General features: G+C 68.2%; 18 protein-coding genes. 9 read left to right on the forward strand and 9 right to left on the reverse strand.

The window, feature by feature from the left end; all coding sequences use genetic code 11:
* Window positions 1-17 precede the first annotated feature (17 nt).
* Window positions 18-1412, forward strand: coding sequence for a sigma-54-dependent transcriptional regulator (locus ACVCL3_RS07200; RefSeq protein WP_395116778.1), 1395 nt, complete (start codon window positions 18-20; stop codon window positions 1410-1412).
* A 150-nt stretch (window positions 1413-1562) separates the two neighbouring features.
* Here the strand turns inward: ACVCL3_RS07200 and ACVCL3_RS07205 are convergent, their stop codons facing one another.
* From ACVCL3_RS07205 to ACVCL3_RS07220, 4 genes are all read right to left on the reverse strand, one after another.
* On the reverse strand, window positions 1563-3122 hold the full coding sequence (locus ACVCL3_RS07205; protein WP_395116776.1) for a response regulator: 1560 nt from the start codon (window positions 3120-3122) through the stop codon (window positions 1563-1565).
* Between the two features lie 76 nt (window positions 3123-3198).
* On the reverse strand, window positions 3199-3645 hold the full coding sequence (locus ACVCL3_RS07210) for a response regulator (protein ID WP_395116774.1): 447 nt from the start codon (window positions 3643-3645) through the stop codon (window positions 3199-3201).
* Window positions 3642-5438, reverse strand: coding sequence for a sensor histidine kinase (locus ACVCL3_RS07215; RefSeq protein ID WP_447097098.1), 1797 nt, complete (start codon window positions 5436-5438; stop codon window positions 3642-3644). The genes ACVCL3_RS07210 and ACVCL3_RS07215 overlap by 4 nt, the downstream gene beginning before the upstream one ends.
* A gap of 66 nt (window positions 5439-5504) precedes the next feature.
* Window positions 5505-7802 carry a GH92 family glycosyl hydrolase gene (locus tag ACVCL3_RS07220; protein WP_447100832.1) on the reverse strand — a complete coding sequence of 766 codons (2298 nt, stop codon included), beginning with the start codon at window positions 7800-7802 and terminating at the stop codon, window positions 5505-5507.
* Window positions 7803-7956: 154 nt separating this feature from the next.
* Here ACVCL3_RS07220 and fucP point away from each other — a divergent pair, with 154 nt between their 5' ends.
* The 5 genes from fucP to ACVCL3_RS07245 all read left to right on the forward strand — a co-directional run bounded on the left by fucP (window position 7957) and on the right by ACVCL3_RS07245 (window position 15925).
* Window positions 7957-9276, forward strand: coding sequence for an L-fucose:H+ symporter permease (gene fucP / locus ACVCL3_RS07225; protein WP_447100833.1), 1320 nt, complete (start codon window positions 7957-7959; stop codon window positions 9274-9276).
* Window positions 9266-10258 carry a carbohydrate kinase family protein gene (locus ACVCL3_RS07230; RefSeq protein WP_447100834.1) on the forward strand — a complete coding sequence of 331 codons (993 nt, stop codon included), beginning with the start codon at window positions 9266-9268 and terminating at the stop codon, window positions 10256-10258. Before fucP ends, ACVCL3_RS07230 begins: the two co-directional genes overlap by 11 nt.
* Window positions 10255-11454 (forward strand): AGE family epimerase/isomerase, encoded by a 1200-nt coding sequence (locus ACVCL3_RS07235; protein ID WP_447100835.1) that lies wholly within the window; start codon window positions 10255-10257, stop codon window positions 11452-11454. The genes ACVCL3_RS07230 and ACVCL3_RS07235 overlap by 4 nt, the downstream gene beginning before the upstream one ends.
* Window positions 11455-11475: 21 nt before the next feature.
* The gene (locus tag ACVCL3_RS07240) at window positions 11476-13869 is read left to right on the forward strand and encodes a GH92 family glycosyl hydrolase (protein WP_447100836.1); all 2394 of its coding nucleotides are present in this window, start codon (window positions 11476-11478) and stop codon (window positions 13867-13869) included.
* Window positions 13870-13942: 73 nt separating this feature from the next.
* Complete coding sequence (locus ACVCL3_RS07245) at window positions 13943-15925, forward strand: M1 family aminopeptidase (protein ID WP_447100837.1); 1983 nt, start codon at window positions 13943-13945, stop codon at window positions 15923-15925.
* A 146-nt stretch (window positions 15926-16071) separates the two neighbouring features.
* Here ACVCL3_RS07245 and ACVCL3_RS07250 read toward each other — a convergent pair whose 3' ends face one another.
* Window positions 16072-16797 (reverse strand): hypothetical protein, encoded by a 726-nt coding sequence (locus tag ACVCL3_RS07250; RefSeq protein ID WP_447100838.1) that lies wholly within the window; start codon window positions 16795-16797, stop codon window positions 16072-16074.
* Window positions 16798-16814: 17 nt separating this feature from the next.
* Complete coding sequence (locus tag ACVCL3_RS07255; RefSeq protein ID WP_447100839.1) at window positions 16815-17636, reverse strand: hypothetical protein; 822 nt, start codon at window positions 17634-17636, stop codon at window positions 16815-16817.
* Window positions 17637-18242: 606 nt separating this feature from the next.
* Here ACVCL3_RS07255 and ACVCL3_RS07260 point away from each other — a divergent pair.
* The gene (locus ACVCL3_RS07260; RefSeq protein WP_447100840.1) at window positions 18243-18428 is read left to right on the forward strand and encodes a hypothetical protein; all 186 of its coding nucleotides are present in this window, start codon (window positions 18243-18245) and stop codon (window positions 18426-18428) included.
* 179 nt (window positions 18429-18607) lie between these two features.
* On the opposite strand, the gene ACVCL3_RS07265 is transcribed toward ACVCL3_RS07260, so the two are convergent.
* From ACVCL3_RS07265 to ACVCL3_RS07275, 3 genes are all read right to left on the reverse strand, one after another.
* A complete protein-coding gene (locus ACVCL3_RS07265) occupies window positions 18608-20359 on the reverse strand; it encodes an ATP-binding cassette domain-containing protein (RefSeq protein ID WP_447100841.1) in 1752 nt (583 codons plus the stop codon).
* Between the two features lie 188 nt (window positions 20360-20547).
* Entirely contained in the window at window positions 20548-21159 is a 612-nt protein-coding gene (locus ACVCL3_RS07270) for a peroxiredoxin (protein WP_447100842.1), read from the reverse strand.
* A 106-nt stretch (window positions 21160-21265) separates the two neighbouring features.
* Complete coding sequence (locus ACVCL3_RS07275; RefSeq protein ID WP_447100843.1) at window positions 21266-22288, reverse strand: serine kinase; 1023 nt, start codon at window positions 22286-22288, stop codon at window positions 21266-21268.
* A gap of 236 nt (window positions 22289-22524) precedes the next feature.
* Between ACVCL3_RS07275 and ACVCL3_RS07280 the strand changes: the two genes are divergently transcribed.
* Both ACVCL3_RS07280 and ACVCL3_RS07285 read left to right on the forward strand, forming a co-directional pair.
* Entirely contained in the window at window positions 22525-24039 is a 1515-nt protein-coding gene (locus ACVCL3_RS07280) for a B12-binding domain-containing radical SAM protein (RefSeq protein WP_447100844.1), read from the forward strand.
* Window positions 24014-25231: a nucleotidyltransferase family protein gene (locus ACVCL3_RS07285; RefSeq protein WP_447100845.1), complete on the forward strand. Its 1218-nt coding sequence runs from the start codon at window positions 24014-24016 to the stop codon at window positions 25229-25231. The genes ACVCL3_RS07280 and ACVCL3_RS07285 overlap by 26 nt, the downstream gene beginning before the upstream one ends.
* Window positions 25232-25246: the final 15 nt, after the last annotated feature.

The following is a 25246-nucleotide window of genomic DNA, read 5'->3' on the forward strand; positions in this document are numbered from 1 at the left end:
TCCCCTCGCGACATGCCATGAGCCTCCAGACCGTCCTGGTCATCGACGATGAACGCGATATCCGCGAGCTGCTCACCATCACCCTCGGGCGCATGGACCTGCAGGTCGAAGCCGTCGGCACCGTCGCCGACGCCCGCCGCGCGCTGAGCGAAAACAGCTACGACCTCTGCTTCACCGACATGCGCCTGCCCGACGGCAACGGCCAGGAGATCATCGAGCTGATCGCCGAAACCTGCCCGGACACGCCGGTGGCGATGATTACCGCCTACGGCAACGTCGACGCGGCGGTGAACGCGCTCAAGGCCGGCGCGTTCGACTTCGTCTCCAAGCCGGTCGACATCCAGATGCTGCGAGGCCTGGTGCGCACCGCGCTGCGGCTGGCCGAGGAGAAGCGCGAAGGCGGCGGCGCCGCCAAGGCCGGCGGCTCCGGCGACCGCCTGATCGGCGACTCGCCGGCGATGGAACAGGTGCGCGCCACCATCGCCAAGCTGGCACGCAACCAGGCGCCGGTCTACATCGCCGGTGAATCGGGCGTAGGCAAGGAGCTGGTCGCGCGGCTGATCCACGAGCGCGGTCCGCGCGCGGGCGGCCCGTTCGTGCCGGTCAACTGCGGCGCGATCCCGTCCGAGCTGATGGAAAGCGAGTTCTTCGGTCATCGCAAGGGCAGTTTCACCGGCGCCAGCGCGGACAAGGAAGGCCTGTTCCAGGCCGCCCAGGGCGGCACGCTGTTCCTCGACGAGGTGGCCGAACTGCCGCTGCACATGCAGGTCAAGCTGCTGCGCGCGATCCAGGAAAAAGCGGTGCGCCCGATCGGCGGCCGCGACGAGATCCCGGTGGACGTGCGCATCCTCTCGGCCACCCACAAGAACCTCGGCCAACTGGTCGAGCAGGGCCAGTTCCGCCAGGACCTGTTCTACCGCATCAACGTGATCGAGCTGCGCGTGCCGCCGCTGCGCGAACGCCGCGGCGACGTGCCGCAGCTGGCCGCGTTCATCCTCAAGTCGCTGGCCGGCAAGAGCGGCCAGGAAGTCGGGCGGCTGACGCCGGCCGCGCTCGACGCGCTGGAAGCCTACGACTTCCCCGGCAACGTGCGCGAGCTGGAGAACATCCTCGAACGCGCCATGGCGATGAGCGACGGCGCCAGCATCGAGGCCTCCGACCTGATGCTGCCCCAGCGCGGCGCGCGCCCGGCGCCGACGGAGGTCGCCGCCACTGCCGGCGCTCCGGCCGCTGCCGCCGCCGCGGCACCCAGCGCCGATGGCGGGCTGGACGACTACATCAGCAACATCGAGCGCACCGCCATCGTCAAGGCGCTGGAAGAATCGCGCTACAACAAGACCGCCGCCGCCCGCAAACTCGGCATCACCTTCCGCGCCCTGCGCTACAAGCTGAAGAAGCTCGGCATCGACTGAAGGCGCAACCCGACGCCTCCCTGCGCGCGACGGCTTTCCGCCGCGCAACGAGGGAAGGCGTTCGCACGGGGAATGTCCCGCGACCGCCGCGCAGGGCGGCAACCGCCGGCTCCGGCCACGTGGAACGCAAAGCGGCGCGCCGTGCCTGGCCTACGCGGAGTCGTCGCCCTCCAATCCCTTGCGCAGCGCGCGCAGGAGGGCCGCGGTGCTGACCGGCTTGTCCACGATTTGCAGGTTGTCCAGCGGGGGCAGTTCCTGCGGGTCCGGTGGCGCGTCCGGGCGGGCGAGCAGCACGACGCCGCCCTGGTAACCCTGTTCGACCAGCGCGGCCAGCGTGCGCACGCCGGTGAACAGGTTCATGTCGGCGTCGAGCAGCACCAGGTCGGGCAGGCCGCCGGCCTCGATCCACTGCAGCGCGGCGGTGCCGCTCTGGCTGGCGTGCGCCTGGTAGCCGTAGGCATCGAGCGTATCGGACAGCAGCGACAGCTGGCCGGCCTCCTCCACCACCACCAGCACGCGTTCGGCGGCGCCTTCAAGGCTCTGCATGTCGTCCATCGCCTCGGCGTCGGCTTCCATTTCGTCCAGCGGGATGTAGAGGTCGAAACGGGTGCCGCTGCCGGGTTTGCTGTCCACCCGCATCACGCCGCCGTGGCTGGCCACGATGCGCTTGCACGAGATCAGGCCCAGGCCGGTGCCGGCGTCCTTGGTGGTGAAGAACGGTTCGAACAGGTGCTCCAGCACGGCCTGGTCCATGCCTGGCCCGGAGTCGATCACGCTGATGCGCAGGTAGCAGCCGGTGTGCGGCACCTCCTCGGGCAGGAAGAAGTCGTCGGCCAGCCGCTGCTGGCTGGTCTCGATGCGCAGGTTGCCGCCGTCGGGCATCGCCTGGATCGCGTTGAGGCAGAGGTTGAGCAGGCATTGCTGCAGCTCGGTGTGGTTGCCCTCGAAGGCCAGCTCGGGGTCGTCGATGGCCAGGTCCATCACCACCGAACGGGGCACGCTGCCCTGCATCAGCAGGCCGAACGCGCTCATCAGGGTGCCCACGCGCACGCGCTCGGCGCGGCGGGCGCCGCGCGCGAAGGAAAGCATCGAGTGCACCATCTCCAGCCCGCGCTTGCCGCAATCGCGCACCAGGTTGCCCAGCCGCATCAGCCGCGGGTCGTCCTGGTAGTCGCGCAGGCTGTCACCGGCCAGCAACAGCGGCTGCAGCAGGTTGCGCAGGTCGTGGCTGAGGCCGCCGGCAAGCATCGCCAGGCTCTCGAACCGCTGCGCGCGGATCAGGTCGGCCTCGGCGCGGCGGTTGGCCTTGCGCGCATCCGCCTCGACCAGCGCCCGACGCACCGCACTGGCCAGGCGCACGGGGTTCTGCTTGAGGATGTAGTCGGTCGCGCCGTTGCGCAGCGCCTCGATGGCGGCATCCTCGCCCAGCGTCGCGGAAACGAAGATGAAGGGCAGGTCCTCGTCGCGCTCGCGCAGCAGCTCCAGCGCGCGCTGCCCGGAGAAACCCGGCACGCTCAGGTCGGACAGCACGATATGCGGGGCGAACTCGTCCAGCGCGGCCAGGTAGCCGGCTTCATCGTCGACCAGCCGCGCCTCGTGCGGGATGCCGTCGGCGTCCAGCTCGGCCAGCACCAGCTCGGCGTCGAGCTCGCTGTCCTCCACTTGCAGCACCCGTATCGTCGGCATCGACTTGATCTGCCGGTTGGGCATGGGGTTCTCCGTCACTGGCCGTGCGGCCATCGTTGTCTACACCGCGGGCGACCGCCCGGGCGCGTCTGTTCATGCGTCAATTCGCCTCGGGCGCCTCGTTCAGCACCGCCCAGAACCGGCCCAGCGTGCGCACGGCCTCGAAGAACTGGTCCACGTCCACCGGCTTGATCACGTAGGCGTTGGCGCCGAGGTCCCAACTGCGCGCCAGGTCGCTCTCCTCGCGCGAGGAGGACAGGATCACCACCGGTACGCGCCGCAGGTGCTCGTCGTGGCGCATGCGGGTGAGCACTTCCAGCCCGTCCATGCGCGGCATCTTGATGTCCAGCAGCACCACCGCCGGGTCGCCCGGATCGCGCCCGGCCCAGGCGCCGGTGCAATGCAGGTAGTCGAGGCATTCCACGCCATCCTCGACGTGCACCACCGGATTGGCCAGGTGGGCTTCGGCCAGCGCGTCCATCGCCATCTCGGCGTCCGCCAGGCTGTCCTCGACCAGCAGCACGGTGCGCAGTTCTTTCTTGTTCATGCCGCTGACTCTCCGTTTTGCGCCCCGGCCACGTCGATGGCCGGCAGCGAGAAGTGGAACGTGGCGCCCTGGTCCGGTACGGCCTCGGCCCAGACCTTGCCGCCGTGGCGCGTGATGATGCGCCGCACGTTGGCCAGGCCGATGCCGTTGCCCGGGAAATCCGAGGCGCGGTGCAGGCGCTGGAACACGCCGAACAGCTTGTCCGCGTACTGCATGTCGAAGCCGGCGCCGTTGTCGGCCACTTCGAACTCGTAATCGCCGCGGCTGCTGCGCCCGGCGCTGACCTCGATGCGCGCCACCTCACGGCGCCCGGTGTATTTCACCGCGTTGCCGAGCAGGTTCTGCCACACCGTACGCAACATGTTGGCGTCGCCGATGACCATCGGCAAGGGCCCGATCGTCCACACGATGCGCCGGCCCTCCGCCGAGGATTCGGCCAGTGCCCGTGCCTCCTCCACCAGCGACTGCATGTCCACCGCCTGCAACCGCAGCGGGCCGCGGCCCAGGCGCGAGAACACCAGCAGGTCGTCGATCAGCAGCGCCATGCGCTGGGCCGCGCTGTCGATCACGCCGATGTAGTGGCTGGCCTTGTCGTCGAGCTGGCCGGCCAGGTGGTGCTCCAGCTTGCGCACGAAGCCCGCCACGTGGCGCAGCGGCGCGCGCAGGTCATGCGAGACGGAGTAGCTGAACGCCTCCAGCTCGCGGTTGATGTCGGAGATCTGGTTGATCTTGCCCTCGAGCTGGCGATTGAGCTCGATCACCTTCTCCTCGGTCAGCGCGCGCACGGTGACGTCGCTGACCGTGAGCAGCAGCGCCGGTTCGTCGGTGAGATCCTGCTGCAGCCGACGCGCGTTGACCACGATGTGGCGCTGCTCGCCGTCGGCGGTGCGCTGCACCAGGTCGTAGTCCCACAGCTCGCGGTCGCTCAGCAGCACGTCGCGGAAACGCTGCAGCAGTGCGCTGTCGTTCCACACGCCGCCGCCGATCTCGACGAGCGTGCGCGACGGTTGCTGCGGGTCCTCGCCGTACAGGTCGCCGAAAGCGTTGTTCACCAGCAGGCTGTTGAGATTCGCGTCGAACAACGCGATCGGCTCGCGCACCGATTGCAGGATCAGCCGCGAACGCAGCACCGCGCGGCCCTCGCGCGTCTCGGCCCGGCGCCGCTGGCGAATCTGCCGTTCCGAGGCGATCACGATGATCGCCAGCAGCACCAACTGCGCCAGCGCGGTAATGCCCTGCACCAGCTGGCCGTTGAACTCGCGGTGGTGGGCGGCCTGCTTGCGGGCGGTCAGCAACTCATCCTCGTTGGCGACGATGCCGTCGATCTTGGTGGCGAACGGAAACAGGTCGGTGGCCTCGCCCATCGCTTGTCCGGCGCGGCCCACGTCGCCGCGCCGCTGCAGCTCGCGCGCACGAGCCATCAGGGTGAGGCGACCGGTAACGCTGTTTTCCAGCGCGCCGATCAGGGCCTGCTGGGCCGGGTTGTCGCGGGTCATCGCACGCAGCCGCTGCAGCAGTTGCGGCACCTGTGCCGCGGCGCTCTCGGCCTCGGCGCGCGTCTCGGCGCCGACGTCCCCGACCAGCATGCGGTAGGTCGCCGCCTCGCTGCTGCGGATCAGGTAGGCGATGCGATAGGCGACCGAGCGCACTTCGGTCGAGTGGGTGACCCAGCTGTTGGCCAGCACGGTGTCCTGCGTGTTCAGCCGGGTCACCACGTACGGCAGGCCGACGATGATCAGCATGGCCGACAGCAGTCCGGCGACCCGCCAACTCATGAAGCTGCGGAAATTCATTCGATCCAGCCCTCCGCGACGGCCAGCATCAACGCCCGCCCCATTCTGGCACGACCCGGCGGATCATCATCCCTGCGGCGGGGCGCCCACGCCCCAGTGGCGGTTGGGCGTGGCCTGCATGCGGAAGTGCAGCTCGCCACCGGCGAGGATCTGCGCGTGATGCAGGAAGGGGGCGGCCAGCGGCTTGCCGTTGAGCGTGACCTCGCCGACGTAAGGGTGCGCGTCATCCAGCGGCGCGGCGCTGACGGTGAAGTCCTTGCCGTCGGTCAGGTGCAGCGTGGCACGCCCGACGAACGGCCGACCGATGGCGTAGACGTCGCTGGCCGGCGTGACCGGGTAAAAGCCCAGCGCGGTGAACACGTACCAGGCCGACATCTGGCCCAGGTCGTCGTTGCCCGAGAGTCCGTCCGGCCGCGCGGCGTACTGGCTGTCCATGATCTGCTTCAGCCTCTCCTGCGTCTTCCACGGCGCGCCGGCGTAGTCGTAGAGATAGGCGATGTGGTGGCTGGGCTCGTTGCCGTGCGCGTACCAGCCGATCAGGCCGGTGATGTCCTCGACGTGCTTGAAGTGCGCCGGGTCGACCTTCGCGTCGAACAACGCGTCCAGCTTCGCCACGAACTTCGCGGCTCCGCCCATCGCCTCGATCAGGCCCGCCACGTCCTGCGGCACGTACCACGAATACTGCCAGGCGTTGCCTTCGGTGAAGTCGCTGCCGTAGCCGGCGGCGGTGGGGTCGAACGGTTCGCGGAACGCGCCGTTGGCCAGCCGCGCGCGCATGAAACCGGTCTTCGGGTCCCACGCGTTCTTCCAGTTGCCGGCGCGCCTGCCGAAGGTGGCGGCAACGTCGTTCTTGCCCATCGCCTTCGCCATCTGCGCCAGCGACCAGTCGTCGTAGGCGTATTCGAGCGTCTTGGAGGCGCCCTCCGGCTCCTTGTCGATCGGCACGTAGCCGAGCTTCATGTAGTCGGCCAGGTCGCCGTAGGGCGCGTAGGTGGCGCTGGCGACCATGGCCTGCAGCGCCTTGTCCGCATCGAAGCCGCGCACGCCCTTGATCCAGGCATCGGCGATCACCGGCACGGCGTGGTAGCCGATCATGCACCAGGTCTCCAGGCCCTGGTACGCCCACACCGGCAGGATGCCGAACGGGCTCGCCTCGCGCGCGGCGATCAGCGAGCGGATGAAGTCGGTGCTGCGTTCGGGATTGAGCAGCACCATCAGCGGCTGCTGCGCGCGGTAGACGTCCCACAGCGACCAGGTCGAGTAGAACTCGTAGCCGTCCGCCTTGTGCACGGCATGGTCGGGGCCACGGTATTCGCCATTGACGTCCATGCTCAGCGTGGGCGACAGCATGGCGTGGTAGAGCGCGGTGTAGAACTGCTTGCGCACGGTGGCGGAGGCATCGACGTCGACCACCGCCAGCGCCCGATCCCACGCGGCCCTTGCCTGCGCGCGGCGGGCGTCGAAATCCCAGCCCTGGCCATCGGCATCGAGATTGGCCACCGCGTTGGCGGCGCTGACCGGCGAGATCGCCACCTTCACCTCCAGCGGCTGCTTCAGCGCACCGAAGTCGAACACGGCGACCAGCGCGCGGCCGTTCTGCGCGTCGTGGTCCACCGGCTGGTTGCCGGGGCCCTTGAAGCCCTTGTAGAGGACGTCGCTCTCGCGGTCGTACAACGCGCGCGACGTCATCGGCTGGTTGAAGCGCATGGCGAAGCACAGCTCGCGTCCCGGCGCCCAGCCGCGGGTGGTGCGGCAACCGGTGACGGTGCCGTCGTCGGCCACCTGCAGCTTCGACCACAGCACCTTGCCGGGGTAGTCGTAGATGCTCGGGCGCAGGTCGAGCAGCAGGTGCGCGGGCTTGCCCTTCGGAAAGGTGTAGCGATGCCAGCCCACGCGGCGGCCGGCGGTGAGTTCGGCGCGGATGCCGTAGTCGCTCAACGTCACCGCGTAATAGCCGGCCTGCACCACTTCGCTGTCGTGCGAGAAGCGCGAGCGATAACCGCTGCCCGGTGTGGCCGGATCGCCCGGTTCCAGCCGCACGTCGCCGGCGATCGGCATCACCAGCACGTCGCCCAGGTCCGAATGCCCGGAGCCGGAGAAATGCGTGTGCGAGAAACCCATGATGCTGCTGTCGCCGTACTGGTAGCCGGCGGCCCACTTGTAGGCGTGCTTGAAGTCCGGCATCGCGGTGTCGGGCGAGAGCTGGATCATGCCGAAGGGCACGGTGGCGCCGGGGAAGGTGTGGCCGTCGCCGCCGGTGCCGATGCGGGGATCGACATTGCCGGCGTGGCCGCTCGCGGCCAGTGCGGACGGACAGGCGGCACAGGCCAGCAGGGCGAACAACATCGGGGTGCGGAGGGTCATGGCGATCTCGGCGCAGCGGGGCAAGCTGCGAAAGTAGCACCCGCGCGGGCATGTTGCAGCGCGTGATCGGTCGGCGCATGGAAACGGTTACATTGCCCCGGTTGCTTGCCCGCCGAGCGACACACGCCCGACCGCCTCCCGTACCGGAATCGCCATGGCCCCTGTCGTTACGCCGCCCCGCCCCACTCCCCTCGCGCCGGACCACGGTGCGCCCCGCGCGCCCTACACCAGCAGCTGGCTGGCGCTGGGCGTGCTCACCACGATCTTCTTCATGTGGGGCTTCCTCACCTGCCTCAACGACATCCTGATCCCGCACCTGAAGTCGATCTTCCAGCTCAACTACGCGCAGGCGATCCTGGTGCAGCTCACCTTTTTCGGTGCGTATTTCCTGATGGGCATGCCGGCCGGGCGCATGGTCGCGGCACTGGGCTACAAGAAGGGCATCGTGGCCGGGCTGGCGATCGCCGGCATCGGCGCGCTGGGCTTCTGGCCGGCCGCGGCGCTGCATCTCTACCCGGCCTTCCTCGGCGCGCTGTTCGTGCTGGCCACCGGCATCACGGTGTTGCAGGTGGCCGCCAATCCGTACGTGGCCCTGCTCGGCCCGGAGAAGACCAGCTCCAGCCGGCTCACCCTGGCACAGGCGCTGAACTCGCTCGGCACCACGCTGGCGCCGCTGTTCGGCGGCCTGCTGATTCTCTCCAACGTGGTCAAGAACCCGGAGGAACTCGCCGCGCTGGAACCGGCGCAACGCCTGCTCTACGACACCCAGCAGGCGCAGGCGGTGCAGTTCCCGTACATCGGGCTGGCGGTGGTGCTGTTCCTGCTGGCGCTGTTCGTGTGGATGTTCCGGCTGCCGGCATTGACCGAGTCCACCGACAATGACGATCACGGCCGCCATGGCTTCGCCGACGTGCTGCGCCACCCGCACGTGCTGTTCGGCGTGCTGGGCATCTTCTTCTACGTCGGCGCCGAGGTGTCGATCGGCAGCTTCATGGTCAACTACCTGTCGATGCCCGACATCGGCCACATGAGCGAGCAGCAGGCGGCGAAGTACGTCTCGTGGTACTGGGGCGGTGCCATGCTCGGCCGTTTCGTCGGCTCGGCGTTGATGGCCAGGATCTCGCCGCGCAAGCTGCTGGCCACGTTCGCCGCGATCAACGCGCTGCTGGTGCTGACCACCATGCTGAGCAGCGGCACCACGGCGATGTACAGCATCATCGCGATCGGCCTGTTCAACTCGATCATGTTCCCGACCATCTTCGCGCTCGGCATCGAGCGGCTTGGCCCGATGACCAGCAAGGCATCGAGCCTGCTGATCATGGCCATCGTCGGCGGCGCGGTGATCCCGCAGCTGCAGGGTGTGCTGGCCGACCACATCGGCCTGCAGCACGCGTTCTTCCTGCCGCTGCTGTGCTACCTGTACATCGTGTTCTACGGCATCAGCGGCTCGAAGATCCGCAGCAGTGTCGACTGATCCCGCCCCGCCCCGGCCGATTCTCTGTTTCGGCGAGGCGCTGATCGACCTGCACGCCAGCGGCGTCGACGCGCACGGCTTCGCCGCCAGCTTCGTTCCGTTCGCCGGCGGCGCGCCGGCGAACGTCGCGGTGGCGGTGGCGCGCCTGGGCGGCAACGCGCGCTTCGCCGGGATGCTCTCTACCGACCGCTTCGGCGACTTCCTGCTGGATGGCCTGCAACGCGCCGGCGTGGGCACGGCGGACGTGTCACGCACGGCCGCACCCACCGCGCTCGCGCTGGTCACGCTGGATGCCTCGGGCGAGCGCAGCTTCATCTTCCATCGCGAGCGCACGGCCGACCTGCAATTCCGCGTTGCCGATTTCCGCGCCGGGGCATTCGACGGCGTGGCGGTGTTCCACGTCTGCTCCAACTGCCTGACCGGGCCGGCCATCGCCGACGCGACTCGCGAAGGCATGCAGCGCGCGCACGGCGCCGGCGCGCTGGTCAGCATGGACCTCAACCTGCGCCCTGCGTTGTGGCCGGCCGGCGCCGATGCACTGACGCAGGTGTGGCCGGCGCTGCATCTGGCCGACGTGGTGAAACTCTCGGCCGAGGAATTCGCGTGGCTGGCACCGGACGGCGAGCAGGCCGCGCTGGACCGCCTGTGGCGCGGTCGCGCCCGGCTGCTGGTGGTCACCGACGGCGCGCGGCCCATGCGCTGGTTCCATCCGGATGCCGAAGGGGAGCTGCCGGGCTACGCCGTGACCGTGGTCGACAGCACCGCCGCCGGCGACGCCTTCGTCGGCGGCCTGCTGTGCCGCCTGGCCGAACTCGACGCGACGCCCGACCGGCTCGACCACCTGGTGAGCCAGCTGCCGCAGCTGCACGCGATGCTGCGTTTCGCCGCCGCCTGCGGCGCGCTCACGGTCACCCGCCAGGGCTCGTTCGCCGCGATGCCCAGTGGCGCCGAGGTGCTCGACTTCATGGAGAAGCAGGCATGACTGCCGCACCCGATTTCCGCTCGCCTGACTTCCTGCGCAGCCACATCGCGCAGACGATGGCGTTCTACCATCCGCGCGCGATCGATCCGAAAGGCGGCTTCTTCCACTACTTCAAGGACGACGGCACGATCTACGACCGCAGTCATCGCCACCTGGTCAGCAGCACGCGCTTCGTATTCAACTACGCGATGGCATGGTTGGCCTTCGGCAACCCCGAATACCTGGAGGCCACGCGGCACGGCCTGCGCTACCTGCGCGAGGTCCATCGCAACCCCGCCAACGGCGGCTATCACTGGACCATCCGCGACGGCCGGCCGGAAGACAGCTCCAACCAGGCCTACGGCGTCGCCTTCGTGCTGCTGGCCTACGCCACCGCGCTGAAGGCCGGCATCGAGGAAGCCCGCGGCTGGATGACCGAGACCTGGAACCTGCTCGAGCAACGCTACTGGGAGGCCGACGCGCGGCTGTACCGCGACGAGGCCGATGCCGACTGGCATTTCAGCGATTACCGCGGCCAGAACGCCAACATGCACATGTGCGAGGCGATGATCGCCGCCTACCAGGCCACCCGTGAGCCGCGCTACCTCGATCGCGCGTTCACCCTCGCTGACCGCATGACCCGCGACCAGGCCGCCAAGGCCGATGGCCTGGTATGGGAACACTACGATCGCCACTGGAACATCGACCGCGAATTCAACCGCGACGACCCGAAGAACCTGTTCAAGCCGTGGGGCTTCCAGCCCGGCCACCAGACCGAATGGGCCAAGCTGCTGCTGATCATGGAGCCGCTGCTGGCTGCGCGCGGCACGCCGCAGGACTGGCTGCTGCCGCGCGCGAAGGAACTGTTCGACCGCGCCCTGGCCCACGCCTGGGACGACGAACACGGTGGCATCTGCTACGGCTTCGCGCCGGATGGCAGCATCTGCGACGACGAAAAATATTTCTGGGTGCAGGCCGAGTCGCTGGCCGCCGCCGCCCTGCTGCACGCGCGTACCGGCGAGGCCGTCTATGACGACTGGTACAGGCGCCTGTGGACCTACGCGTGGGAGCATTTCGTGGATCACCGGCATGGCGCCTGGTACCGCATCCTCACCCCCGACAACCGCAAGATCAGCGACGAAAAAAGCCCGGCCGGCAAGACCGACTACCACACCATGGGCGCGTGTCACGAAGTGCTCGCCTTGCTCGCGCGTTGAACCCTGTCAAGGGAAGCCCTCATGATCCGACGTTTGCCCGCTCGCCTCGCGCTCGCGACCCCGCTGTTGCTGGTCGCGCCGCTCGCCTTCGCGCAGGCGGCTGAGGGCTCGCCGGCCGCCGCGGTCAACCCGCTGATCGGCAGCAGCAACGGCGGCAACACCTTTCCCGGTCCGATGCTGCCGTTCGGCATGCTGCAGTGGAGCCCGGAGACGACCCGCGGCAAGCACAATCGCACCGCCGCGCCGGGTGGCTACGCCTACGACCACCCGCGCGTGCGCGGCTTCGCCCTGACCCATCTGTCCGGCACCGGCTGTGCCGGCGCCAGCGGCGACATCCCGTTCATGCCGATCACCACGGCCGTGACCAGCTCACCCTCGGCCGATGCCACGGACAGCGTCTACGCCAGCGATTTCTCCCACGCCGAGGAAACAGCCAAGGCCGGCTACTACCGGGTGGCGCTGGCCAACGGCAGCTCCGTTGAACTCACCGCCGCGATGCACAGCGGCATCGCCACCATCGACTTCCCCGCCGGCAAGCCAGCCAACCTGCTGATCCGCACCTCCGACTCCGAGGTCGGCAGCAGCGCCGCCGACGTGCGCGTTGATCCGGCCACGCGCACGGTCACCGGCTCGGTCACCAGCGGCAACTTCTGCGGCTATCTCGCCGAGGCGGACCGCAAGAGCTACTACACGCTGTATTTCGTCGCCGAGTTCGACCAGCCGTTCCGCGCCGGCGGCACCTGGGTGGATGGCCAGGTGCGCGCTGGCGCGCGCACTGCCAGCGGCGGCACCGGCTATGGCGATAACGGTTTCTTTGCCATCGGCAAGGGTTCCGGCGCGTGGCTCGACTTCGGCAAACACGGCGCGAAGGTCGGCCTGCGCGTGGGCATTTCCTACGTCAGCCTCGCCAATGCGCGCGCCAACCTGAAAGCGGAAATTTCGCAGCGCACGACGTTCGCCAGCGTGCGCGAGAAGGCCGTCCAGGCATGGAACCGGGATCTCGGCCGCATCGCCGTCGACGGCGGCACGCCGGACCAGCGCACCACCTTCTACACCGCGCTGTACCACGTGATGATGCATCCGAACGTCTACAGCGACGTCAACGGACAGTACCGCGGCTTCGACCAGCGCACGCACACGGTCGAAGGCCGGCAGGCGATGCAGTACGCCAACTTCTCCGGCTGGGACATCTACCGCTCGCACCTGCAACTGGTCAGCTGGCTCGACCCGAAGCGCGGCAGCGACATCGCGCAGTCGCTCTACAACCAGGCGCGGCAGAACCACGGCGAATGGGATCGCTGGACGCACAACTCCGGCGGCACCCACGTGATGAGCGGCGACCCGGCAGTGCCCGCGCTGGCCGACATCGTGGCGTTCGGCGGCCGCGACTTCGACCTGCACGGCGCCTATGCCTCGCTGGTGAAGGCAGCCACGGTGGTCACCGCCAACGATCTCTCCGATGACGGCTGCAACGTCGAGTGCGTCGGCCAGCGTCCGTCGCTGGACCAGTGGCTCGACCTGCACTACATCGCCAGCAAGTCGCATGCGTGGGGCGGCGCCGGCGAGACGCTGGAAGACAGCACCGCCGATTTCGCGCTTTCCGAACTCGCCCGCCAGGTGGGCGACGCCAGCGGCCGCGCCCGGTTCCTGACCCGCGCCGGCTACTGGCGCAACCTGTTCAACCCCAGCGCCACGCCGAAGGCCGGCTACATCCAGAACCGCAACGCCGACGGCAGCTGGCCGGCCTTCCAGCCGGTCACCGACGAAGGCTTCGTCGAAGGCAGTGCCGCGGTCTACCTCTGGATGGTGCCGTTCGACGTGCACGGCCTGTTCGACACGTTGGGCGGCAAGGCCACTGCCACCCGGCGACTGGATGCGTTCTTCCACACGCCCGACGGCAAGTGGGCGTTGACCGGGGCCGGCCCGCTGCACGCCGAGCTGGACAACGAACCATCGGTGGCCACGCCCTGGCTCTACGACTACGCCGGACAACCGTGGAAGACCCAGGAGGCGGTGCGCATCGTCGCCAACACGATCTGGAAGAACGCGCCCGACGGCATCCCCGGCAACGACGATCTCGGCGAGATGTCCTCCTGGTACGTCTGGGCCGCGCTGGGCATGTATCCCGAAATCCCCGGGCGCGCCGAACTGCTGCTGGGCAGCCCGCTGTTTCCGCACGCCGTGGTGCACGGCAGCGGCGGCGACGTGATCATCGACGCCCCCGGCGCCTCGGCACAGACACCATTCGTGCAGTCGCTCACCGTGGACGGCAAGCCGCACGACGCACCTTGGCTGACACCGGCGCTGGTCGCCCACGGCGGCACGTTGCGCTACGCGCTGGGCGCAAAGGCCAATACCTCGTGGGGCGCAGGCGATGCCGGCGAACCACCATCATTTCCACCGCCGCATGGTTGATACGCAGTCGCGCAAGGTCAGGGAACGGTCGCGGCCGTTTCATCGCACATTTCGAGAATGGGGAACCGGACACATGGCAAAGGCACTGACGAAACGACTGGCCACGAGCCTCGCGCTGCTGCTCGGCGCGGCGCTCTCCGCACACGCGGCGGACGCGCCGAAGCACGGCTTCAACCCGCTGCAGACCTTCGCCCCGTACACCTACCCGCAGCCGGCCAACGCCATGCGCGATGCCAGCGGCAAGCCCGGCCCGGCGTTCTGGCAGAACCGCGCCGACTACCGCATCGAGGCGACGCTGGATCCGTCGACGCGCAAGCTCAGCGGCAGCGAAGTGATCAGCTACACCAACCACAGCCCCGACGCGTTGCCGGTGCTGTGGCTGCAGATCGAACAGAACCGCTACCGCAAGGACGCCCGCGGCGCGTTCGGCGGCGCCAAGTTCCCCACCGAGTTCACCAGCGGCGAACACATCCGCTCGGTCGAGGTGGAGGACGCCGGCGGCCGCAAGCAGAAGGCGCACTGGGTGATCAGCGACACCCGCATGCAGGTCACCCTGCCCACCGCGCTCAAGGGTCACGGCGGCCGGCTCAAGCTGCACATCAGCTGGGATTACACCGTGCCCGGCGAGTTCGGCGGGCGCACCGACGTCAACGCGAACAGGCAGGGCGAGATCTTCGAGATGGCGCAGTGGTATCCGCGCATGGCCGTCTATGACGACCTGCGCGGCTGGGACACCCAGCCCTACCTCAACAGCGAGTTCTACCTCGAATACGGCGACTTCGACTATCGCGTCACCGTGCCCGCGGACATGCTGGTGGTCGGCTCCGGCGAACTGCTCAACCCGCAGGACGTGCTGACCGCCACCGAGCGCAGGCGCCTGGACCAGGCCCGCCACAGCGACGCGACGGTGATGATCCGCAGCGCCGCCGAAGTCGGCGACCCGGCCAGCCGCCCGAAACAGGGCGGCACGCTGACCTGGCACTTCGCCATGAAGAACACCCGCGACGTGGCCTTCGGCGCGTCCAAGGCGTACATCTGGGACGCTGCGCGCATCAACCTGCCCGACGGCAAGACCGCGCTGGCGATGTCGGCCTATCCGGTGGAAAGCGCCGGCGACCAGGCCTGGGGCGTGGCCACGCAGAACCTGAAAAAGTCGGTCGAGTTCTTCTCGCGCACCTACTACCCGTATCCGTACCCCGTCGCCATCAACGAAGCCGGCACCGCCGGCGGCATGGAATACCCGGGCATCACCTTCGACCACAAGAAGGCCGCGGGCAAGAACCTGCAGATGCTGATCGCCCACGAGATCGGCCACAGCTGGTTCCCGATGATCGTGGGCAGCAACGAGCGGCGCGACGCGTGGATGGACGAAGGCTTCAACACCTTCGTCGACGTGTACGAAGCCGAGGCCTTCGACGGCGGCAAGTACGCGCCCAAGCGCGACAGCGAATACGCCCCCGGCAAGGGCACCCCGGCCGAACAGATCGCCGCCATCCTGAAGGATGCCGACGCGCCGCCGCCGCTGACCTACGCCGACGCGATCGCCGAGAAATACCGCCACCCGATCACCTACTTCAAGGCCGCCTTCGGCCTGGTGCTGCTGCGCGAGGAGATCATCGGCCCGCAACGCTTCGACCCCGCCTTCCGCCGCTACATCGCCACCTGGGCCTACAGGCACCCCAGCCCGTCCGACTTCTTCCGCTTCATCGAAAGCGACACCGGCGAAGACCTCGGCTGGTTCTGGCGCGGCTGGTTCGAACACAACTGGCAATTCGACATGGCCGTGCAGAAGGCCGCCTACACCGACGGCGACTACCGCAAGGGCGTCGACGTCACCGTGGCCAACCTCGACCAGCTCGTACTGCCCGCCACGCTGCAACTCGTCTACGACGACGGCAGCAAACAGGACGTGCGCGTGCCCTGGGAAACCTGGATGCAGCACCGCAGCTACGTGATCCACGTCGACGGCACGCGCAAACTGAAATCCGCCACGCTCGACCCGGCGTTGGCGCTGCCGGACAGCGATCGCGGCAACAACAGCTTCGCGATGCCGTGAGCGGAACCATGGTGTCGGAACCATGGTGTCAGGGACAATTTTCCTCTGGAAGCTGGCCACGCATTGTCACTAACACCCTTTCCGCGGCCTCCCTCAGCGGGCTTTCTTAACAAAAAAGCCCAAGTCGCGAATGGCAAGCGCAACACTTACTCCTCACCTTCGAACACCCAATCGTAAACCTTGTCCGGAGGATGCGGCCCCACATAGAACACGACCACGATTGATTGGCCATGGCGCTCCAGACAGTCGAAATACACGCGTGCCGCTGCTTCCGCTGTGGTGTGATCGCCATCCTTTAGGTGCCACGATGATGTTTTCTTTTGCTGCGCCGGCCCACCTTTAAATCCCACTTTACTGTGGGCGGCATAGTCCACCCCATGGCGCGCCTTCCACTCGCGCATGGGTCCTAGATCCTCGCCTTGGGCTTTGCGCGTCAGGATATTGGCGGCGCGTTGAATGAAGGGCCAGCGCAGCCGATCAGTCTCATCGGCGCGTGTTAGCGCCCCGGCGGCTAGCACCAAGTGGTCGCATTGCGCCACACATGCGCGGAACGCCGCGGTCGGGCAGATCACCGCTTGGGCGGCTGCTGGTTTGGTGGCTTGCAGCCAGGCGATAAGCTGTTGATCGTCGACCCGAAAGGTCTTGGCGCAATACTCCACCGTCGTCACTGCTTCCACAGCCCGACGATACCCACGCACGACCTGACAGGTCGCGCACATCGGTTTGATCGTGTCCAGCCGCCCGAAGAGATGGTCGTCGGGCCGATCTTCGCCTTTTTTTACCAACACCACTTCCACATCCGTTGCCCCAGTTCGAGCGACCAACTCTCGGGCTTGGATGGCAAAATGTTGGTAGACGAAGAGGTATCGCACGACCTCGTCCCAGGCCGTTACCGCGACGCGCCTGCAGCGTCCAGCACTAGTCCCAACGGGAGTTTCAGCTCGCGCAATTCGTCGTCAGACATCCGCAAAACCGTGGCAATCGCGACGCGCTGCAACGCCGAGCCCTCTCCGTGGTCAACGGTGGCGACAGCCACCTGCTCTGAGGTCGAATGTTGTGTAGGCGCATGGATGACTGACAGAGCTTTCTCGACGGCACGGTGGGGCAACGCGGCCTGATCTAGCTGGCACTCCAACTCATTGCGAAGTCGGACGGCGCGGTAGGTATTCCAGGCTTTTCCGAGCCCCATCTTGCGCACCGCGGCAAACCACGGCTGCCACCAAGTCGCCCGCTGCTCATCCTGGGCCAATTCGCGGAGGGCATCGATGTCGCCCGTGTGTGGCTGCTGATTGAGAAAGTCCAAAGCCATCTGTCGATGGAAACCAACCGAAGGGGGAGCCAAATGCACCACGCCAGCTGCTGGGTTGGTGCCGCGGGCACAGGCCGTCACCTCACCTTGGTCTCGGTCGATGACCAAAACAAACGGGGCATTGGGGCTGACCCAGGTCTGCCACAAATTGGCCCGGGCACACGATGTGGGCTGCAGCGCAATCGGCGGGCATCGGTAGATGAGGTCAAGGCCGGCTCGCCCGACCTCCACCACAGAAGGCACGTGCTGGGCGATGAATAGCCTTAGGCTTGCCGCTTGATAATTGCGCGGATTGAAGTCCGGTAGACGGCCCTTGAGCGCGCGGCTCAACTGCGCGCCCGTGATGTCGCCGGCATCACGAACCAAGGCAGACACAGCAGAAACTGCTTCCGACAATTCCATGGTCATCCCCATAGCAAAAGGCCCACCAAAACTTGGCGAGCCTTTGCTTTATTCGGAATCGCGGGATTACTCACAAATCTGACGTAACCCACGGCGTCTTGGCTTGGCCGGGCCGCTAGACAACCCTCTCGCAGTCTCAGGCCAGAGCGAGAGATTGCGTTTAGTTTAGGCCTAGATCAGCGGATTGTCAAAGTCAGCGAACTTGTATTGTCTCGGAAGGCCACGGTTTCCGATCGGAAGGGGCGTCGCAGGGCTTAAAACGGGTCAGGTTGAGCTGGCCCGGGAAAGGGAGCGGTAGCTAGGCGCAAAAGGGCGGATGCAGTCAAGTCACCGCGCATAGGGGAACCGCCGATCGCTGTCGACGCAGGACGCCCGTCCCATGGGTCATGAATACGACAGCTTCCTGCAGCGATTGGACAAGTACTGCAGATGCCTGCGGCACTTCCGATTCTTACCATGGTGCAAGTCAGACAACCCCGCGATCACGAAGCGGTTTGCGTGACACGACAGGAATCCAACATGCCCATCGACCTCGACCGCCCCTACCCGCTTTCGGCGCAGCAAATCGCCGACTATCGGCGCGACGGCTTCATCAAGCTCAAGTAGGTGTTCAACGCCGACGAGCTGGCTCACTACGGCGCGGAGATCACCCGCCTCACCATCGTGCTGAACACGCAGACCAAGCCGCTGGCCGAGCGCAGCACCTATGACCGCGCGGATAAGGGGACGGAGGTAGTTAAGAGGGAGAAAGTGTCAGGGCAATTCCAGCCACGCAAGCGTCCTGACCGTTGACTCAGCAGCCAGGGCCCATTGGCTCACCCGCAACCCGAAACCCCCAAAAACGGGGTCAGGTTCACTTCCCGACACACCTGCACGCTGCAAACCCGGCCAAACCATCAAGGCCGACCCACTCACGCCGTCGGGTAGTGCAGAACGATTGGGGCAAGCACGGGACCAACGGAGAGAGCGGCTCAGGCCGGGTGCGCGCGCCTGCCGGGCTCGTGCGGCATGGCGTCGCGCGGAGCGTTGCGGGCGATCGTCGCCACGAGATCCGCGTCGATGGCCAGGCACTGGTCGGCCAGCTCCGCCACGCTGGCCCGGTGCGACACCACGACGAGTATCGTCTGCGGCAGCCGGCGTTTGATGGCGGCAAGCACGTGGATTTCGGCGGCGGCGTCGAGCGCGCTGGTTGCTTCGTCGAGCACGGCCAGGAAAGGTTGGCGCAGGATCACCTGGGCGAGCAGCAGTCGCTGCAGCTCGCCGCCGGAGAGCCGGCTCGATGCGTCGTGCAGCGCGGTGTCCAGCCCTTGCGGCGAAGCGGCCAGTCGCGGGCCGAGGCCGACGTCCCGCAGCGCGGCTTGCATCGCCGCGTCATCGGCCTCGGGCGCGGCCCAGCGCAGGCATTCGCGCACCGAGTGCTGCCACGGCCGCACGCTCTGGCTGACATAGGCGCCATGCCGCACGAGTTCCCGGTATTCGCCGAAGTCGATGGCGCGTCCATCCACGCGCGCGGCAAAAGCGCCGGGCATGCTCATGCCGGCCAGCACGTCGACCAGACTGCTCTTGCCGATGCCGGAGTCGCCGCAGACCAGGGTCAGTTCGCCGGGCCGCAGACTCAGGTGACGGACGTCGATGCCGGCCAGCGGCGGCGCCAGCTGCATCCGCTCGACGTGCAGCGCGTTCCGCGCCGACGGCGTGGCCGGCGATGGCGCTGCCGGCGCACGCACCGCGTCCAGACTCATGTAGCGCTGCCACAGCGCGAACGCCGGAACGGCCGAACGCAATTGCTGGAAGCACTGCCGCGTCGATACCAGGTAGGGCAACAGGCGCCCGAGCAGCAGGCACACCGCGATCAGCGACGACTGGTCGACGCCGTGCCAGCGCCAGGCGAGCACGAAGACGGCGGCGATCACCACCGCCGCCAGCAGTTCGAGCACCAGCCGGCCGGCCGCCACCAGCTCCAGCTGGCGCCGGTAGCCATGGCCCAGCGCTGCGGAAATGGCACCGTAACTCTCCTTCTCCGCATCCGCGCGCTCGAACGAACGGATGTGGCGCAGGCGCCGCGGAAAATCCTCGCTCAGCCAGAACAGCCGCGTCATGTCGGCGACATAGCGACGGCCGACCTGCGACTGTTCGCGGCCGAAGCTGCGCGACGCGACCAGCGCGAAACCGACCAGCAGGGGTGCCGCCAGCATCAGCGGCGGCGACACCCAGAACGCGAAGGCCAGGCTGACGACCGTGGTGACCCCGGCGACCAGCAGCTGCAGCAGCGCGGCGAAGCCCTGGGTGAGGAACTCGACGTTGTAGGTCAGGACGTTCGCGATTTCGGCGGAGGTCGAGTCGGCCAGCGAGGCGAGTGGCGCATCGACCAGCCGCGCATGCACCAGACGCCGCCGGGCCACGCCGTAACGGCTGGTCAGCCGCGCACCGAGCCACGCGACCAGCCAGCGCAGCACGGCGAAAGCCGCGGTGGCCGCCGCAAACGCGGTGGCCCGCCTCTCGACGCCACCACCGGCGTCGAACATGCCGCCCGCCAGTTGCAGGGGATGCCCCGGCTGCACCAGCGGCACCAGCAGCACCGCGGCGAGGCTGCCGGCCAGTGCCGCCGCCAGCGACAGCACGACATAGGCGACGATCTCCGCGACGTCATCCGCCGTGAGCGTGCGGGCGAGCGAACGCAGCAGGTCGAGCGTGCGGCCGGGCGCCGAGGGTTCGTCAGGCATCGCTGCTGATCCGGGTGGATGGCCCGCGAGCGCGCCGCGGTTGCGGGAGCGCTCCGTCACGATCGACGGCAGCGCCTCGTCACCGCGGGCGACCGCGATGGCGGTGAGTGCCCTCCGGCACGCACACGGTTGCATCGTCACCCGATCAGGTCGGCGCGCAGGTCATTCCCTGCGCGCCGGGGTTCCGCTTACGGCGCCTTGCCGGCGTGCAGTTTCTGCACGATGGCCAGTGCCTCTTTCACGTGCTCGTCGGGGCGCAGATGATCGGCCTCCGAGGAAAGCGTGGCGACGATCTTGCCGTCGCCGGCGATGACGAAGGTCGTGCGCGGGATGAAGGCGTGGTCGATGGCCATGCCACGCACGTCCTTCATGCCCGGGCGTGCCTTCATCGCCTCCAGGCCGTAGGAAAGCGCGACCTTGACCTCGGCATCCGACGCGACCGGGAACTTGCCGGCGCAGTAGTCCGGGTCGGCCGAAAACACGTCGAGCCGGTCGATGCTGTCGGCCGACACGCCGATGATGGTCGCACCGGCGGCATCGAACTTGTCCCGGTTGACCGCAAACGTGTGCGCTTCGAGGTCGCAGCCGCTGGTATAGGCCGAGGGATAGAAATACACCACCACCGGCCCCTTCTTCAGCGCGTCGGCCAGCGAGAAGGTGAACTGCTTGCCGGCCTGGCTGGCCTGGGCGGTGAAGGTCGGCGCGATGGTGCCGGGGGCGAGCGCGGCGGCGGTCGCCGTCGCCGAAGCCAGCGCGAACAGCGCGGCCACTGCCATCGATCCCGCGAAATGCATCTTCATGGTCGTAGTCCTCGTGAGGGGTTCGTGGTCTGCCGGAGGTGGAACGTGAGCCCGGGGAAACCCCAGCTTACTCGCCGCCGCGTCGGCGGTCGGTGGCGCAAGGCGGTCACCCGTCGCCCAGCAATCGGCGCAACGCCGCCACGCCATCCCGCGGATGGTCGGTGCGGCGCAGCTCATGCACGCCCAGCGCCGCCATCTTCTGTTCGAAGCGGGCCCAGCCCGGCTGCCCGGACGCATACGGCTGGGTGGCGGCCAATCGCGCGGCGACCTCCGCCGCCGGCACGGCACGCAGCACCGCGGCGCGGTCGGCGGCAGGCTCGCCGCAAACCAGCACGGCACCGACCAGTTGCAGCGGAGCCGTGGCGAGCCGGCCGGGCCCGAGCCGCAGGTCGGCCTCGAACTTCTGCACCCCGCTGCGGCGGCAGATGACCGGCGCCTCGCCGATCCAGCGCCGGGCGCGGGCGTCCTCGACGAATCGCAGTGCATCGGCCTGCACGTGCAGGTAGTTGGCCACGCCGGTGGCGAGCATGTCTTGCGGCGCCACGAACACCGCGTCCTCGGCGAGAAAATCCAGACCCTGCAGCAAGGCCTGCAGGGCCAGCGTCGACTTGCCCGAGCCGCTGGCTCCCAGCAGCAAAATGCCCCGGCCTTGCCACCCCACGCAGGCACCGTGCAGCGGAACCAGTCCCTGCCCGCGCGTGGCCAACGTGAAAACGGCGAACTCGATGAGTTCGTAGCGAAGATGGTAGGGCCGCTCCAGCATGTCGACGGATGCCACCACCAGCGCCCGCTGCTGCGCGGGCGCCAGCACGACGTAGTTCGAGGCGTCCATCACGCCGCAGATCACCCCCGCGCCCGACTGCATCTGCACCGGCGGCGGCTCGCCCACGGGCGGCGAAGCCCGCGGCGGCGACAGGCGCAACTCGATGCGGAACTCGGGTATCGCCATCGACACGCGGTGCCGCGGCAGGCCGCCATAAGCGGCCTCGACCAGATGCAGCAGTGCCTCGCTGGCGCTGCCGAAACAGAAACGCCCGCCGAGTATCCGCCGGCGCACGACACGGCGACCGACCGATCGCTCGCCGAACGGGTCGGCGCCGGCATCAGCGCCATGGAAAGTCGATGCCATCGCCATCGAACGAGTTGCCCGGCGCGGGGGGAGTTGCACGGTGCGGCGAATCCGATGGCGGTGGTCTGCTGCTGAGTGCGCAGTCGCCGCGGAAAGGTTGCACGCCAACCAGCTTCGCCCCGCAGGGCAACCGAAGCCGCACGCCGCGGCACTCACCTGCCGGCAGCATCGACGACGGGGCCGGTTCCTCCGCCGTCGATGCTGAATTCCGCGGCGACGTTCGAGGCCCTTTCGCAATGCTGAAGATCCAGGTCGGTCACTCCTATTTCCTGAGGTACGACCCCAAGCAATGGGAACGCGGCAAGCCCTATCCCCCGCTCGCCACGATCCAGATTGCCGCACTCCTCCGGCAGATGGGTCACGAGGTCACGCTGTTCGACGCGATGCTCGCCGATGGCGTCGAGGATTACGAAGATGCCGTGCGCGCCGCGCAACCTGACGTCGTGGTTCTCTACGAGGACAACTTCAATTACCTGACCAAGATGTGCCTGGGCCGCATGCGCGAGGCGGCGTGCCGGATGATCGCCCAGGCGCGTGCGCGCGGGGCCCGCGTGATCGTCGCCGGTTCCGACGCCTCCGACCAGCCGGACCCGTTTCTCGACGCCGGCGCGGACGCCGTGTTGATGGGCGAAGGGATTGCGGCGCTGCTCGAACTGACCGGGCGGCTGGCGCGCGACCCGGCCATCGACGACCGCCCCTGGCTCGACGGCGTCGCCGGCATCGCGACGCGGGTGGACGGCACGACCCAGGCGCGACGCATGGGCGCGATGCCGCCGGATCCCCGGCTGATCGGCCGCCCCGCCTGGGACCTGGTGGACGTCGAACGCTACCGGAACCTGTGGCACGAGCGGCACGGCTACTTCAGCCTCAACATGGCCGCGTCGCGCGGCTGCCCGTTCCGCTGCAACTGGTGCGCCAAGCCGATCTGGGGCAACCACTACAAGCAGCGCAGCGCCGACGACGTGGCGGCGGAAATGATCCACCTGAAGCAGGCGTTCAAACCCGACCACATCTGGATGGCGGACGACATCTTCGGCTTCCATGTCGACTGGGTCGCGCAGTTCGGGGCTCGCCTTCGCGCCGCCGGCGGATCGGTTCCGTTCACCATCCAGACCCGTGCCGACCTGATGAGCGAGCGCATGACCGACGCGCTTGAACAGGCCGGCTGCGCGGAGGCGTGGCTGGGCGCGGAAAGCGGCAGCCAACGCGTGCTGGACAGCATGTCCAAGGGCACCCGGGTCGCCGACCTGATTGCGGCGCGGGTGCGGCTGGGCCAGCGTGGCATCCGCGTGGGCTTCTTCATCCAGCTCGGTTATCTGGGCGAGCAGCTGGACGACTTGCTGGCCACCCGCGAGCTGGTGGCGCAGGCCGCGCCCGACGACATCGGCGTGAGCGTCTCCTATCCGCTGCCGGGAACCAGGTTCTACGACAAGGTCAAGGCCCAGCTTGGCGACAAGACGCATTGGCGGGACAGCGGCGACCTGGCCATGATGTTCCACGGCGCCTACGACTCGGATTTCTACCGCAGCGTACGCGACCTGCTGCACGAGCAGGTCACGCTGCAGCAATTGAAGGCAATCGACTCGCTGGAGCATCACCGGCAGGCGAGCGCGGCACTGGACGCCAAATGGGACGCGCTGGTCGCGTCCGAACGGGCGCATCGTTGCGACGACGCCACGCCCTCGCCGTCCCAGGCCCCGCGAATCGACATCCGGCTGCTGCCTCATGCTGCCACCGCTCAACGTCGTTAGGGCCGGCCTGCGCCGCACCACCGAGACGCTTGCCGCGGAGCTGGCGCGGCCCGGCGGCGCCACGCCGCCGTGGAGCGATCTCGAATGGCAGCTGGCCGCCGCCGCCGCTGCCGTGCACGGCGTGTCGCCACTGCTATCCAGTCTCTCCGCGTGGCGGCACCCGCCATGGCAGGCGTTCCTGGCAGAGCAGCGCGCGCATGTCGAGCATCGCCATCGGCGCATCGAGACGCTGCTGCAGGGCATCGATGTCGGCGCCCGTGCCAGCGGCATCGCCATCGTCGCGCTGAAGGGTTGCGCCCTGCACGCGCTGGGCATCTACGCGGCCGGCGAGCGGCCGATGGCCGACATCGACCTGCTGGTTCGCGAGGACGATGTCGCGCCGGCGATCGGGCTGCTGCAGGAACTCGGCTACGTGGAGTCGTTCGCCGCGTGGAAGCACCGGGTGTTCAAGCCGGCGACCGGCGCGCCCTTTGCCGGCCTGGGCGAGCACCGCGACACGCCGGTCAACATCGAGCTGCACACGCGCATCCAGGAGCGGCTGCCGGTCACTGCGGTCGACATCACCGTGCGCATCCGTCCGCCGCAGCCGCAGCCCGGGCTGAACCCCTACCCGTCGCCCGGCGCGCTGATGAACCACCTGCTGCTGCACGCCGCGGGCAACCTCTGCAACCGCAGCCTGCGCCTGCTCCATCTGCACGACATCGCGCTGCTGTCGGCGCGCCTGTCCGCGCGCGACTGGGACGTGCTGTGGGACGAGCACGCCGACGCGCCCTGGTATGCGCTGCCGCCGCTGCTGCTGGCTGCGCGCTACTACGGCGATGTGGTTCCGCCAGATGCGCTTGCACGACTCGCCGTCGACTGCCATCCGCTGTTGCGGATGGTCTCGCGCCGCCAGACGCTGACCCGCGTTTCCTCTTCGGAGCTGTGGCTGCATGCGCTTCACGGCATGGAGTGGTCGCGCTCCCTCGGCGAACTCGCGCGCTGCCTCCGCCAGCGGATCAGGCCCACGCCGGAAGCCAGCCGCGAACGGGCCGACATGGTGCGCACGCAGCTGTGGCTGCAGCAGGGCCCGGCCTGGGCCGGCCTGTCGCAGCGGCGGCGCATCCTCGCCTGGCTCACCCGGCCGGTGCCGCGGATGGACACCATGTTCGCGGTGCGCGCAGCGCTGGAACCACCGCTCCACGCGCCGTAGCAGCCGCCGATGCCG

The organism is Rhodanobacter sp. UC4437_H4 (assembly GCF_052978425.1).

Bases quoted from the DNA above. Each gene is read 5' to 3' on its own strand.
- ACVCL3_RS07200 (WP_395116778.1), top strand. From the start codon at position 18: ATGAGCCTCCAGACCGTCCTGGTCATCGACGATGAACGCGATATCCGC.
- fucP (WP_447100833.1), top strand. From the start codon at position 7,957: ATGGCCCCTGTCGTTACGCCGCCCCGCCCCACTCCCCTCGCGCCGGAC.
- ACVCL3_RS07220 (WP_447100832.1), bottom strand. From the start codon at position 7,802: ATGACCCTCCGCACCCCGATGTTGTTCGCCCTGCTGGCCTGTGCCGCC.
- ACVCL3_RS07275 (WP_447100843.1), bottom strand. From the start codon at position 22,288: ATGGCATCGACTTTCCATGGCGCTGATGCCGGCGCCGACCCGTTCGGC.
- ACVCL3_RS07245 (WP_447100837.1), top strand. From the start codon at position 13,943: ATGGCAAAGGCACTGACGAAACGACTGGCCACGAGCCTCGCGCTGCTG.
- ACVCL3_RS07215 (WP_447097098.1), bottom strand. From the start codon at position 5,438: ATGAATTTCCGCAGCTTCATGAGTTGGCGGGTCGCCGGACTGCTGTCG.
- ACVCL3_RS07280 (WP_447100844.1), top strand. From the start codon at position 22,525: ATGCTGAAGATCCAGGTCGGTCACTCCTATTTCCTGAGGTACGACCCC.
- ACVCL3_RS07285 (WP_447100845.1), top strand. From the start codon at position 24,014: ATGCTGCCACCGCTCAACGTCGTTAGGGCCGGCCTGCGCCGCACCACC.
- ACVCL3_RS07210 (WP_395116774.1), bottom strand. From the start codon at position 3,645: ATGAACAAGAAAGAACTGCGCACCGTGCTGCTGGTCGAGGACAGCCTG.
- ACVCL3_RS07265 (WP_447100841.1), bottom strand. From the start codon at position 20,359: ATGCCTGACGAACCCTCGGCGCCCGGCCGCACGCTCGACCTGCTGCGT.
- ACVCL3_RS07205 (WP_395116776.1), bottom strand. From the start codon at position 3,122: ATGCCCAACCGGCAGATCAAGTCGATGCCGACGATACGGGTGCTGCAA.
- ACVCL3_RS07240 (WP_447100836.1), top strand. From the start codon at position 11,476: ATGATCCGACGTTTGCCCGCTCGCCTCGCGCTCGCGACCCCGCTGTTG.
- ACVCL3_RS07235 (WP_447100835.1), top strand. From the start codon at position 10,255: ATGACTGCCGCACCCGATTTCCGCTCGCCTGACTTCCTGCGCAGCCAC.
- ACVCL3_RS07255 (WP_447100839.1), bottom strand. From the start codon at position 17,636: ATGGAATTGTCGGAAGCAGTTTCTGCTGTGTCTGCCTTGGTTCGTGAT.
- ACVCL3_RS07270 (WP_447100842.1), bottom strand. From the start codon at position 21,159: ATGAAGATGCATTTCGCGGGATCGATGGCAGTGGCCGCGCTGTTCGCG.